The organism is Janthinobacterium sp. HH104, from assembly GCF_001758715.1.
In the GTDB taxonomy this organism is placed as follows: Bacteria; Pseudomonadota; Gammaproteobacteria; order Burkholderiales; family Burkholderiaceae_D; genus Janthinobacterium; species Janthinobacterium aestuarii.
The window spans coordinates 1-12713 of the sequence record NZ_LRIB01000001.1; the positions used below are offsets into that span (position 1 = coordinate 1).

The 12713-nt window shown below is 62.4% G+C and carries 11 protein-coding genes and 2 rRNA genes; 4 read left to right on the forward strand and 9 right to left on the reverse strand.

Annotated elements, in window-relative coordinates; genetic code table 11:
• The 3 genes from JAB6_RS00005 to JAB6_RS00015 all read left to right on the forward strand — a co-directional run.
• Positions 1-563 (forward strand): 23S ribosomal RNA (locus JAB6_RS00005); the annotation flags it as partial.
• Between the two features lie 138 nt (positions 564-701).
• Positions 702-814: ribosomal RNA gene (rrf, locus tag JAB6_RS00010) — 5S ribosomal RNA — on the forward strand.
• Between the two features lie 259 nt (positions 815-1073).
• Complete coding sequence (locus tag JAB6_RS00015) at positions 1074-2372, forward strand: leucine-rich repeat-containing protein kinase family protein (RefSeq protein ID WP_083292437.1); 1299 nt, start codon at positions 1074-1076, stop codon at positions 2370-2372.
• Between the two features lie 53 nt (positions 2373-2425).
• Here the strand turns inward: JAB6_RS00015 and JAB6_RS00020 are convergent, their stop codons facing one another.
• Together JAB6_RS00020 and JAB6_RS00025 are read right to left on the reverse strand one after the other, a co-directional pair.
• Positions 2426-3691, reverse strand: a complete 1266-nt coding sequence (locus JAB6_RS00020; RefSeq protein WP_034759421.1) for a nitronate monooxygenase — start codon at positions 3689-3691, stop codon at positions 2426-2428.
• A 183-nt stretch (positions 3692-3874) separates the two neighbouring features.
• A complete protein-coding gene (locus JAB6_RS00025) occupies positions 3875-4360 on the reverse strand; it encodes a YajQ family cyclic di-GMP-binding protein (protein WP_034759416.1) in 486 nt (161 codons plus the stop codon).
• A gap of 186 nt (positions 4361-4546) precedes the next feature.
• Here JAB6_RS00025 and murB point away from each other — a divergent pair, with 186 nt between their 5' ends.
• The gene (gene murB / locus JAB6_RS00030) at positions 4547-5575 is read left to right on the forward strand and encodes a UDP-N-acetylmuramate dehydrogenase (RefSeq protein WP_034759411.1); all 1029 of its coding nucleotides are present in this window, start codon (positions 4547-4549) and stop codon (positions 5573-5575) included.
• On the opposite strand, the gene JAB6_RS00035 is transcribed toward murB, so the two are convergent.
• From JAB6_RS00035 to JAB6_RS00065, 7 genes are read right to left on the reverse strand one after another with little or no spacing between them, the layout of a single operon-like run.
• On the reverse strand, positions 5576-5890 hold the full coding sequence (locus JAB6_RS00035; protein WP_070300815.1) for a pyrimidine/purine nucleoside phosphorylase: 315 nt from the start codon (positions 5888-5890) through the stop codon (positions 5576-5578).
• A 25-nt stretch (positions 5891-5915) separates the two neighbouring features.
• The gene (locus JAB6_RS00040) at positions 5916-6941 is read right to left on the reverse strand and encodes a diguanylate cyclase (RefSeq protein WP_070300817.1); all 1026 of its coding nucleotides are present in this window, start codon (positions 6939-6941) and stop codon (positions 5916-5918) included.
• Between the two features lie 10 nt (positions 6942-6951).
• Complete coding sequence (gene cheB / locus JAB6_RS00045; RefSeq protein WP_034759403.1) at positions 6952-8004, reverse strand: chemotaxis-specific protein-glutamate methyltransferase CheB; 1053 nt, start codon at positions 8002-8004, stop codon at positions 6952-6954.
• Positions 8005-8014: 10 nt separating this feature from the next.
• The gene (locus JAB6_RS00050; RefSeq protein WP_070300819.1) at positions 8015-10321 is read right to left on the reverse strand and encodes a hybrid sensor histidine kinase/response regulator; all 2307 of its coding nucleotides are present in this window, start codon (positions 10319-10321) and stop codon (positions 8015-8017) included.
• The gene (locus JAB6_RS00055; RefSeq protein WP_070300821.1) at positions 10318-11004 is read right to left on the reverse strand and encodes a chemotaxis protein CheW; all 687 of its coding nucleotides are present in this window, start codon (positions 11002-11004) and stop codon (positions 10318-10320) included. The genes JAB6_RS00050 and JAB6_RS00055 overlap by 4 nt, the downstream gene beginning before the upstream one ends.
• Before the next feature lie 9 nt (positions 11005-11013).
• The gene (locus JAB6_RS00060; RefSeq protein ID WP_070300823.1) at positions 11014-12255 is read right to left on the reverse strand and encodes a protein-glutamate O-methyltransferase CheR; all 1242 of its coding nucleotides are present in this window, start codon (positions 12253-12255) and stop codon (positions 11014-11016) included.
• Positions 12252-12710: a chemotaxis protein CheW gene (locus tag JAB6_RS00065; RefSeq protein WP_070300825.1), complete on the reverse strand. Its 459-nt coding sequence runs from the start codon at positions 12708-12710 to the stop codon at positions 12252-12254. Before JAB6_RS00065 ends, JAB6_RS00060 begins: the two co-directional genes overlap by 4 nt.
• Between the last annotated feature and the right edge of the window lie 3 nt (positions 12711-12713).

The window sequence follows — 12713 nt, forward strand, 5'->3', positions numbered from 1 at the left end:
GCTTAACTGCGAGACTGACAAGTCGAGCAGGTACGAAAGTAGGACATAGTGATCCGGTGGTTCTGTATGGAAGGGCCATCGCTCAACGGATAAAAGGTACTCTGGGGATAACAGGCTGATTCCTCCCAAGAGTTCATATCGACGGGGGAGTTTGGCACCTCGATGTCGGCTCATCACATCCTGGGGCTGTAGCCGGTCCCAAGGGTATGGCTGTTCGCCATTTAAAGTGGTACGTGAGCTGGGTTTAAAACGTCGTGAGACAGTTTGGTCCCTATCTGCCGTGGGCGTTGGAAATTTGAAGGGGGCTGCTCCTAGTACGAGAGGACCGGAGTGGACGAACCTCTGGTGTACCGGTTGTCACGCCAGTGGCATTGCCGGGTAGCTAAGTTCGGAAGAGATAACCGCTGAAAGCATCTAAGCGGGAAACTTGCCTTGAGATGAGATTTCCCAGAGCCTTGAGCTCTTTGAAGGGTCGTTCGAGACCAGGACGTTGATAGGCTGGGTGTGGAAGTGCAGTAATGCATTAAGCTAACCAGTACTAATTGCCCGTACGGCTTGTCCCTATAACCTTAGCAGGTACAGAGGATAAGACGGTACAACGTTGCGTGTGTGTTGATACTACCAGTCATTACCCCAATCTTTGCTTCTTCCAGATTCAGGCTTTGTCGCTCCACCGAGGACAAATGCCAGTACAAGTTATGCCTGATGACCATAGCAAGTTGGTCCCACCCCTTCCCATCCCGAACAGGACCGTGAAACAACTTTGCGCCGATGATAGTGCTGCAACCAGTGTGAAAGTAGGTTATCGTCAGGCTTGTTATTCGCAGTAAGAGAAAAACCCGTCAAGCAATTGGCGGGTTTTTTTTCGTCTGGGGGTTTTGTGGGGCGCCGCGGGTGGTGTCGGCTTACGCGCTGCGCGCTAAGCCGACCTACGGTCAGATCCCCTTGCGCGTTGGCGCTGACGCTTGCGTGAGCGGCATGGAGGGTCCGACCCCGGTTGTTGTTATTTACGTCCAATGGTTTTCTGCATGGCATCGATCGCGTGCTACCTTGAAAGGGATATCTTGTCTGCTGTGCATACACTGGAACAATTACGTGCTGGCCAACTGGCCGGCTTGCGCCGCCTGAAACTGTCCTGCGGCTTGACGACATTTCCCCGCGAAATCTTCGACTTGTCCGACAGCCTGGAAATCCTCGACCTGTCCGGCAACGCGCTGTCCACATTGCCCGACGATTTGCCGCGCCTGCACAAGCTGCGCATCATTTTTTGCTCGGATAACCTGTTCACCACCTTGCCGGCCGTGCTTGGTTCATGTCTAGCCCTGGAAATGATCGGTTTCAAGGCGAACCGGATACGCCACGTACCGGCCGCAGCCTTGCCGCCGAGGCTGCGCTGGCTGACCCTGACCGACAATGCCATCGAATCCATGCCGGATGAGCTGGGCAAGTGCAGTCAATTGCAGAAACTTATGCTGGCGGGGAACTGCCTGAGCCACTTGCCAGCTACCCTGGCGGCTTGCCACCGACTGGAGTTGGTACGCATTGCCGCCAACCGTTTCCCGGCGCTGCCCGAGTGCCTGCTATCCTTGCCACGCCTGAGCTGGCTCGCGTATGCGGGCAATCCCTTTACGGAAGCGCGTGAGCTGGCGGCCCTGGCCGGTACGGGAGCGGCTGGCGTGGCATGGCAGCGCCTGGAACTGGCGCAGCAGCTGGGCGAGGGCGCATCGGGCGTGATTTACCGTGCCCGTCTCGATGGCGTCAATGACGTGGCCGTCAAAGTATTCAAGGGAGCGATGACCAGCGACGGCTTGCCGCGCAGCGAGATGGCCGCCTGCGTCGGCGCCGGTGCGCATCCGGGCCTGATTCCCATCCTCGGGACGCTCGATGCGCATCCGCATGGCGCGCTGGGGCTTGTCATGCCGCTCATCGATGTAGCCTACCGCAACCTGGCCGGTCCGCCGAGCCTGGAATCGTGTACGCGCGACGTGTATGCCGATGGCGAATGCTTTGAGGCACCGCAAGCGCTGGCCATTGCCCACGGCATCGCCTCGGCCGTGTGCCAGCTGCATGCGCACGGCATCGTGCATGGCGACCTGTATGCGCACAATATCCTGCATGCGGACGCTGGCGCCTGCTTGCTGGGCGACTTTGGTGCGGCGTCCATGTTTGCGCCCGGCTCGCCGCAAGGGGAGGTGCTGCAAGGCATAGAGGCGCGCGCCTTTGGCGTGCTGCTGGGCGAGTTGATCGCGCACTGTGCGACGCCCTTGCCCGGCCTGCAGGCCATGCTGGATGCTTGCCTGCAGGACGAGGTATTGCGGCGGCCCAAGTTCGACGCGATCGCTCGGGCAGTGCGGCACATGCTACCCGTATAAAAAATGGCGCAGCCTTCGCAGGCTGCGCCATTTTTATATCAGGCTGACAAGATTCAGCTTGCTACCAGGATTTCTTTTTCCGGCAGGGCGATCTGGTTGTCGACACTGAACTGGTAATCCTTGAAGACGTGTTCGGCCGTCAGGATCTGGTATTCGCCGTTGTCGAGCTTGTGCGTGGTGTCCTTCAGGCGATACGTGTAGTGGCCGCAGGTCCAGCAATTGAAGTTGCGCATGTGTGTGCACAGGCAAGTCTTGTCCATCACGACGACGGTTTTTTGCTCGGGATGAGCCGCCACTTCGCGGTTGTACGAGTTGATGTACGCGCAGTTGCCGGTCGCGTCGAGCAGATAGCCATACGATTCACAGCCTGGACGGATGCCGGCGCCGATGGCGGGCGTGTTCTTCAGCATGCGCATCGGGTAGCCGGTCGGCGAGACGCCATTGACGATGATGTCTTCTTCCGAGGCCTTGTAGTATTCCTGCTTGACCTTGTTTGGCAAGCCGCATTCATTCGTGACGGTAAAGCGCGTCGCCACTTGCACACCGGCCGCGCCCGCTTCCAGGAAGGAGACGGCATCGCTGCCCGTGAAAATGCCGCCAGCAGCGATCAGCGGGATATCCAGCTGTTCGGCCTTCAGATAGGCCAGCAGTTCCGCCGTGATCGTGTGCAGGTCGTAATTGGCCCAGTCCATGCCGAAACCCAGGTGGCCGCCGGCCAATGGTCCTTCGACGATGATAAAGTCAGGCAAACGGTCCAGCTTGGCGTTCTTGCGCAGGAAAATCTGCAAGGCGCGTACGGACGAGACGATGATACCCAGCTTGGCATCGCGGAAACGCGGATGGTCGGCCATCAGGGCGAACGAGCCGAAGTGCAAGCCGGCGGACAGGGTGATGCCGTCGATGCCGGCGTCCAGCGCCGCGTTCAGGCGCACGCGCAAGGTTTCGCGCGGGCCGTTCATGGTCAGCTTTTCCATGCAATTGACGAAAATCAGGCCATCGCCTTTTTTCGCTTCCATGGTGCGGCCGATATGCAGGCGCTGCGCTTCCGCCAAACGGCCCAGGTCGAACTGCACCACGGCCTTGTCGCTGTTATTGATGTTGAACTTGTACAGTTTCGTCTTGTCTTTGACGAAGGTGGTGTCGAAACGGCGATCCGACACGTCTTCCACCATGGCATCGGAGATATGCCCGATACCGTTCAGCCGGGCCGCTTCCAGCGCCAGCTCCGACGTGGAAATATCCACACCCATTCCGCCTATCATGATGGGCACATATTCTTTTTTGCCAAATCGCAGGCGGAAATCATCAACACGTTTCATTGCTATCCTTAGACTACCGTGGTTATCACTGAGCCAGATGTACGGTCAAGCCCGCCGCCGGTCAGGCGCGCGGGCGCATGTAGCTGTGCGCAGCTTCAATTCTACCCCAAGCGGGCAGGCGCTCCGAGGCAGCTTGCCGCCACGCCGGTGCAAGCGCAGGCCGCAGCGTGCGCATCATCGAAATTAATCGCGGAAATTGTTAAATTCCAGCGGCATGTCGGGCACGTCCTTGCGCAGCATGGCCATGGCCGCTTGCAGGTCGTCGCGCTTGGCGCCCGTGACACGCACGGCTTCACCCTGGATGCTCGCTTGCACTTTCATCTTGCTGTCCTTGATGACGCGCACGATTTTCTTGGCATCATCCGATTCGATGCCATTCTTGATCTTGATGATCTGCTTGACCTTGTCGCCGCCGATCTTCTTGATATCGCCTTCGTCGAGGAAGCGCACATCGACCTTGCGTTTGGTCAATTTGTTGGTCAGCACGTCGCGCACCTGGCTGAGCTGGAATTCCGAGTCCGCAAACGCGGTCAATTCGTTTTCCTTGTGTTCGACGCGGGCGTCGCTGCCCTTGAAGTCGAAGCGGGTCGTGATTTCCTTGTTCGATTGCTCGACTGCATTCTTGACTTCGATCATATCGGCTTCGGAGACTACATCAAATGACGGCATGGTCTGTTCCTTTTCTTGTTAAAGCGAGCGCACGCTCGGTGCGCTGGGCCTTGGCGGCTGATTCTGCGCCATGGGACGGCCCTGTTAAAGATGCGACATTTTAACGGACAACGGGCAAGTCGCCCTTGTCTTGCGCTGGTTTTTTGTCGGTTTCACTCTATAATCGAGCAAAATAATCGCTATCCCATGTCTGCAGAGCTCACCATCGAACACAATTACAACCTCCAGCGCCTGAATACCTTCGGCATCACGGCCAATGCGGCCGCCTACGTACGCATCACTTCGCAGGCCCAATTGCAGGCCGCGCTGCAAGATCCCGCCTTGTCCGCCATGCCGCGCCTGATACTGGGCGGCGGCAGCAACATCGTCCTGACCGGCGACTTTCCCGGCGCCGTGCTGCACATGGCCACGCGCGGCATGCGCCTGGCGCAGGCGGACTTCGAGACGATACTCGTCACGGCCGCGGCCGGCGAAAACTGGCACGATTTCGTGCAGTGGACCTTGGCGCAAGGCGTGGGCGGGCTGGAAAACCTGTCACTGATCCCGGGCACGGTGGGCGCGGCGCCTATCCAGAATATCGGCGCGTATGGCGTGGAAATCAAGGATTATCTGCATAGCGTGAGCGTCATGCACAGCGCCAGCGGCATCGTTTTCGACATGGACCGCGATGCTTGCCGCTTCGCCTACCGCGACAGCATCTTCAAGCAGGCGGACGGGCGCGAACTGATCGTGCTGGAAGTGACGTTTGCCTTGCCGGCCGAATGGCAGCCGAACTTGCGCTATGCGGAACTGGCGCAGGCCGTGGCTGAGCGCAATCTTGCCGAGCCGACGCCGCAACAGGTGGCCGACACGGTGATGGCGATCCGCCGGAGAAAATTGCCGGACCCGGCCGTGATCGGCAATGCGGGCAGTTTCTTCAAGAATCCCGTGGTATCGCGCGAACAGTGTGCGGCCTTGCTGGAACGTTTCCCTGCCTTGGTGCACCATGCGCAGCCCGATGGCACGGAAAAGCTGGCGGCCGGCTGGCTGATCGATCAATGCGGCTGGAAGGGAAAAAACCTGGGGCCCGCGGGAGTGTATCCCAAGCAGGCGCTGGTTCTGGTGAATAATGGCGGCGCTCGTGGCGCGGACATTACCCGGCTGGCGGAAGCGATACAGGATGATGTAGAGGCGAAATATGGCGTGCGCCTGTCGCCCGAGCCTGTTTTCGTCTGATTAACCGAAGTGGCAGACGTAATCCACGGTCTCGACCGTTTCAATATCAAAATAGCTATTGCCCGGGATACTGAATTGCGTGCCCGCGCCATAGCTGTTCCATTCTGTCGCGTCAGCCAGGCGCACCTTGCACAAGCCGCCGACGATTTCCATGATTTCCGGCGCGCCCGTGTTGAAGCGCAACGATGACGGGAAAATCACACCCACGCTTTTCTTCGTGCCATCGGCCAGGATGACGTTGTGCGAGATGCATTTGCCGTCAAAGTAGATATTCGACTTCTTGACGACGCTGACATTGTCCAGTTGTGTGCTCATGCTTCACTTTCCTTGCTGTTAAAAATCAGTCGCGAACGTCATTGGCGCTCAGCACGCTGTTGCGTCCGCCGCGCTTGGCCGCGTAAAGGGCCTGGTCGGCGCGGTTGATCAGTTGCTCGATCGTCGAGTCCGGCGACGGCACGACGGTGGCCACGCCGATCGAGATGGTGACAATGCCCTTGCTTGCCGCCGGGTTTTCGATCTGCAAGCCTTCCAGATGACGCCGGCATGCTTCGGCGATCTGCAGCGCACCGGCCGCTTCCGTTTCCGGCAGGATCAGGGCGAATTCTTCGCCGCCATAGCGGGCGGCCAGGTCGGCCGGGCGTTTCAAATGTTCCGTCAGCACGGCGGCGACCTTTTTCAGGCCCAGGTCGCCCGCCAGGTGGCCGAAGTGGTCGTTATAGCTTTTGAAATGGTCGATGTCGCAGAACAGCAGGCTCAGCGGCGTCTTGTCGCGCTGGCCCCGCTGCCACTCGAATTGCAGGGTTTCATCGAAGCGGCGCCGGTTGGCGATGCCCGTCAAGCCATCGAGGGCTGCTAGTTTCTGTAGTTCAATATTCGCATCGGCCAGGTTCTTTTGGCTTTCGCGTAGGAAACGAAAAGCCTGGTCGCGCTGCAAGCGGCTGATGTGCGCGTTGGAATGGTAGCGTATGCGCGCCAGCAGTTCCAGCCGGTCCGGCAGTTTCACCACATAATCGTTGGCGCCGACGGCAAAGCTGTGGGCCTTCAGTTTCGGGTCATCCTTGGCCGACATCACGATGACGGGCACATGCGCGAGCGCCTCGTTTTCGCGGTACAGCTGGATCAGGGCGAAGCCGTCGATGCCAGGCATCACGAGGTCTTGCAGGATGACGGTCGGTTGCAAACGCAGTGCCGTGTCCAGCGCCTGCGTGGCATCGGTCACGTAATGAAATTCGACATCCTGCTGGTCGCTGAGCATGCGCCGGACTGCTTCGGCAATGATCAACTGGTCGTCCACCAGCAGCACGCTGACCTTGAATTCGGTCAATGCGGGCTCATGCTGGGTGAAGCTGGAGGAGAATTCTGGCATTGCATTCTTTTCAGATGTTAGGGGAGGGCTCCCACCCATTGTTGAGCTTGGCGCCCAGGCGGCTGCGCAGGCTGGCGCCTATTCTATCCAATGGCAGGATTTGCTGCGCCGCATCGAGTTCCGCAGCCGCGCGCGGCATGCCATACACGGCGCTGCTGGCCTGGTCTTGCGCAATCGTCGTCTTGCCGGCGCGGCGCATGGCCAGCAAGCCATCGCCGCCGTCGCGCCCCATGCCTGTGAGCAATACACCGATGGCATCGCCGCGCCAGTGCTGCGCCACACAGTTGAAGAAGACATCGACGGACGGGCGGTAAACATAGTCGCGTGGTGCTGCATCGTAACCCAAACGATAATTTTGATCTAGCAGCAGGTGATCATTGGTCTTGGCGATCAGTACGCTGCCTGCCACCAGTTCGTCGCCCTCGGCGATCACGCGCACGGGCATGCTGAGCTGGTCATCGAGCCACTTGGCGAAGTGCGAAGCGAAGGTTTCATCGATATGCTGGACCACGACGATGGCGCAGCCGGGCGGCGCCGTCCAGCCGGACAGCACCTTGGCCACGGCCGACGGCCCGCCCGTCGAGGCCCCGATGGCCACCAGGGTGCTGACCTGGCCGTCGCCCCGGTCGCCGCCATTGGCCGGTGCCTGGCGCGGCGGCGGCGCTTCGGCGCTGTGGCGTATCAGCTTGCCGATGGTCTTGATCTTGGCCAGCAGCTCGCTGTCGCCGCCTACTTCCCCCTGCAGCACGGGCGTGGCCGTGACGTCGAGCGCGCCCGCGCCCAGCGCGCGGAAGACCTGGTTGACATTGTCTTGCGGGCGGCCCGTGACGACGAGGATGGCGCACGGGCTTTGCTCCATGATCAGGCGCGTCGCTTCCACGCCATCCATCTCCGGCATGTTCAGATCCATCAGGATCAGGTCGGGACGGTTGCCCTCGCACATGCGCACGGCTTCGAGCCCCGTGCGGGCGATCCACAGCACCTGGTGTTCCTGCGTACTGGCGACCACCCGGCGCAGGGCCTCGGCGGCCATGGCGACATCGTTGGCAATGGCAATTTTCATGAATGACAGCTCATAAGCGGGCATCTCCTATCAGGTCGGCCACCGCGTCGAGCAAGGTCTCGTCGTGGAAGCTGCCTTTGGTCAAATAATAGTCGGCGCCGGCGGACAGGCCGCGCGCGCGGTCTTCCGGACGGTCCTTGTACGACACGATCATCACCGGCAGCTTGTGCAGGTGCAGGTCCTTCTTGATCAGCGAAACGAGTTCGATGCCATCCATGCGCGGCATGTCCACGTCGGTGATCACCAGGTCATATTCTCCGCTGCGCACCACGTTCCAGCCGTCGATGCCGTCGATGGCCACGTCGACGTCGAAGCCGCGCGCCAGCAGCAGCTTGCGCTCCATCTCGCGCACCGTCAGCGAATCGTCGACGACGAGAATGCGCTTGGCCTTGCGGCGTTCGGCGTGGCCCGCCTGCGCCAGCTGGTGCAGGCCGCCCTCGTGCAGCAGCTTGTCGATCGACAGCAGCAAGTCGGGCACGTCGAGGATCAGCACCGGCTCGCCGTCGTCGAGCAGGGCGGCGGCGGAAATGTCGCGCATCTTGCCGAAGATCGGATCGATGGCTTGCACGGCCAAACTTTGCTCGCCGCGGATGGCGTCGACCACCAGCGCATAGCTTTGCTTGCCCCGGCCGATCACCACCACGGGCAAATCCTCGGCCTGGTTGGCCGCTTCGCCCAGCTCGAGCACCTGCGCCGCCGACACCAGGCCCAGATGCTCGCCCTTGAGTTCAAAGAACTGCTTGTTTTCCAGCGTATGGATGGCCGCTTGCGGCACGCGCACCACGCTTTCCACCTTGACGATGGGGATGGCGTAGGCTTCGCCATGCACGTCGACCACCAGTGCGCGCACGATCGACTGCGTCAGCGGCAATGTGATCAGGGCGCGGAAACCGCGGCCCGGTTCCGACTCCAGGCGCACCGTGCCGTTTTGCTGGCGTATCGTCTCGTGCACGATGTCGAGGCCCACGCCGCGTCCGGACAATTGATTCGCCTTTTCCTTCAGGCTGAAGGCGGGCAGGAACAAAAATTCCAGCAGTTCGCCCGGCGACAGCGCGGCGGCCATGGCGGGGCTGGCCATCTTGCGCTCGATGACGGACTGGCGAATTTTTTCCAGGTCGACGCCGCGCCCGTCGTCGCTGATCTCGATGCTCAGCATGCCGGCGCGGTGGCGCGCTTCCATGCGTATCGTGCCCAGCGCTTCCTTGCCCGCGTCGATGCGCTCGTACGGGCCTTCCATTCCATGGTCGATGGCATTGCGCAGCATGTGGTTCAGCGGGCTTTCGATCTTCGCCAGGATGTCGCGGTCGACCAGGGTGTCTTCGCCTTCGATCTCGAGCTGAACTTCCTTGCCCAGGCTGCGCGCCAGGTCGCGCACCATGCGCGGGAACGCGTGGATGCCGTCGCGGAAAGGGCGCATGCGCAGGGCCAGCACTTCGTCGACCATGCCTTGCGAGACGGCCAGCAGGCGCCGTTCATAGGTTTCGATGTCGGCGATGTGCTCGAGCATGAATTGCTTCAGGGGCTGCGTCTTTTGCAGCGCCAGCAGGGACTTTTCCATCAGGCCCGGGTCGGCCGAACGGGCAATGGCTTCGTGCAGGTGCTCGATGGCGGAAAACAGGCTGCTCTGGTTGCGCTTGAAGCGCTGCAGGGCGCCGACGAACGGGTGCATCTGGTGCGCATTGATGCGCGATTCGCTGGCCAGCGACAGCAGTTTGTCGAAGTTTTGCGCCTGGGCCTTGGCCGGCGCACCTGTACTGGTCGCTGTACGCGGCGCAGGCGCGGCCGCTTCCGCTTCCTCTCCCGCCAGGCCGCTGGCCACGGGCACTTGCGGTTCTGCCGCTTCCGGCGGCAAGGGTGCAGACATGGGCGCAGGCGCCGGGGGCAGGGCCGGCAATTCGGGCAGGTCGGCGATACGGGCGATGGCGTTCAGGGTCTGGTCGATCTGCGCCGCATTCGCGGCCAGCCAGGCTTCGGCGCCCGCGTCGTCCAGGCGCGACAGCTGCACGATCAGGTCGACGCCCGACAACAGCACGTCGACCCGCTCCGGCGTGAGCTTCAAGCGCCCATGCTGGGCGGCGACAAAGCTGTCTTCCATGCCGTGCGCCAGCTGCACCACCACTTGCAGGCCGACGATGGCGGCCGCGCCCTTGATCGAGTGGGCCGCGCGCATCATCGCTTCGACGGCGGCCGCGTCGCCCGCATGGCGCTCCATGGCCAGCAAGCCGTCTGTAAGGATCTGGGTCTGGCTGTCCGCTTCCATGCGGAACAGGTCCAGCATGGAAAAGGCACTGAGGTCGCCGTGCTGGTCCTGGCTCATCGTAATAGTCTCGCAAGTTGAAAGCCGATCAGCGCCGTATCGAGGCAGCCGATGCGCATGTCGCCCTCGGTGATCACGCCCGACAGGAAGCGCGACAGCCCCTTGTTGATAGTGGCCGCCGGCGCCTGCACGGCGCCCGATGCGTAGCGCACGATGCCGTGCAGGTCGGCCACGGGCAGCGCGTAGGCCTGCTCTTCCCAGCGCATCAGCAGCAGGCGCGCAAACGTGTGGCGGCCCTTGGCTGGCGGCGCGCCCTGTTCATCGATGCCCAGCAAACTGGCCAGCGACATGCACGGATACAGCTTGCCGCCGATATTGACGATGCCCGCCAGGCCGCCCCCGCCGCGGTGCGGCAGCGCGTGCGGCTTGGCCTGCGGCGCCACGGAGTCGAACACGCGCGTGGGCAGCGCCAGCCATTCGCGGCCGATGCGAAACACCAGCGCCGAACTGTCGCGCACTTCGCCGCCCGCATCGATCTGGCGGAAGTGGCTGGCCCAGTCGCGCCGGTAGTGTTCGTCCAAGGGCCGCTGCAGGTTGCGTTGGGCGGCGCCCGCATACACGTCGCAGTTGCGGCAATGCACGTTGGCCGGCAGCTTGGGGCAGCTCTGGTCGCCGACCACGCCGATATGGTTCCAGCAGTCGTCGATGGTGGCGGGGGACTCGGTGGCGATGAGATTTGTCATGCTTGCCCCTTAGTTGGACGCCTGGCGGCGCTCGTAGATGCGTGCCGCGCGTGCCTTCAGGGTGGCGGCGGCCGTGTGGTTGCCATTGCGTTCGGCCAGCAGGGACAGGTGGCACAGCGCCTCGTAATGGTCGGGCTGCAGGTAGATGCAGCGGCGCCAGTAGTCGTCGGCCAGGTCCATCTTGCCGGCCAGTTCATTGATGATGCCCAGCATGAAATACGCTTCCGCCGCCTCGGGCACTTTCGCCAGGTGGGCGTGGCATTTTTCGCCGGCCTCACGCAACTGGCCACGGTCGGCCAGCAGGCGCGCTTCGGCCAGCAAATCGGCCTGCGCGGCTGGCGCTGGGGTGGGCGCCGGCACGGATACGGGGCGCGTGCGCGGCGCCGCCGGTGCGATGGGCTTGGCTGCCACGGCAGCGCGCCTTGGCGCGGGCGGCACGCTGCGCAAGGCCGGCAGTGGCGCCACTTGCACGGGACTGGCCGGCGCCGCCGTTTCCTTCTTCAGGGCGAACGCCTGGCGGAACTGCAGCGTCGTAAAGCCGTTCTGGCAGAACGACGGCACTTCCGCATAGCCGGCCAGCAGCATGCCGTCGTCGGCCAGCAGGGCCGACAGATTCTGGATGGCCGCGCGCGTGGTCGGCTTGTCAAAGTAGATCAGCAGGTTGCGGCAAAAGATGACGTCGTAATGGCGGCTGTAGGTGGCCGTATCGAACTGCAGCAGGTTGCCCTGCCTGAAGGTCACCTGTTCGCGCAAGGAGTCGATGATGCGGTAGGAGTCGTCGGCCACGTGCGTGAAATAGCGCTCGCGGAAGGCCACGTCCTGCGCGCGGAAGGCGTTGCGGCCGTAGATTCCCGCCTGCGCCCGCTCGATGCAGCCGGGGCTCAGGTCATAGGCGTCGATGCTGAACGCCTGTTTCGGCACGCCGCCGTCGCGCAGCGCCATGGCCATCGAATACGGCTCCTCGCCCCCCGCGCACGGGATCGACAGGATGCGCGTGGCGCGCCCCCGCGCCCAGCGTTCCTGCACCAGTTCGACGGTGGCGTAGAACGCCTGCGGATCGCGGAACAGCCACGATTCGGGCACCACCACCAGTTCGATCAATTGCGTCATTTCGGCCGGCGTGAGCGCCTGCAGGTAGGCTTCGCTATCGGCAAAGCCCGTTTGCTCCATGCGCTGGCCGACGGCCCGTTCGGCCACGGATTTGGAGACGGACAGGCCGGTCGCGCGGCGCAGCAGGGTTTGCGCCGTCATGCCGCGCCCGCGTCTTGAAACAGCAGCGCGCGCACGTCCGGCGGCAGCAGGTGTTCCAGTTCCACCAGCTGCACGATGCCGTCGGCATCGCTGGCCACCTGGCCCAGGAAGGGCACTGTCGCCACGCCGCTGTCTTCAAGCTGGAGCGGATCGATGTCGGCGATGCCGCGCACTTGCGAGGCCAGCAAGCCCAGCGCGTGCGTGGTCTCGCTGCCAGGCGCGCGGTAGTCGACGATGACGATGCGCGTGTCGAACTGCGCGGCGGCGGCCGGCAGTCCGGCCAGGCGCGACAGGTCGATCACGGGCACGGGCGTGCCATGCAAGTCCATCAGGCCGGCCACGTAGTCTGGCGTGAGCGGCAACTGTTTCAGCTCCAGCAGCGGCAGGACGCGCACGATGCGGGCCAAGGGCAGGCCGTAGCGGTCGCGTCCGATGTGAAAGAGCAGCACTTTCATGGG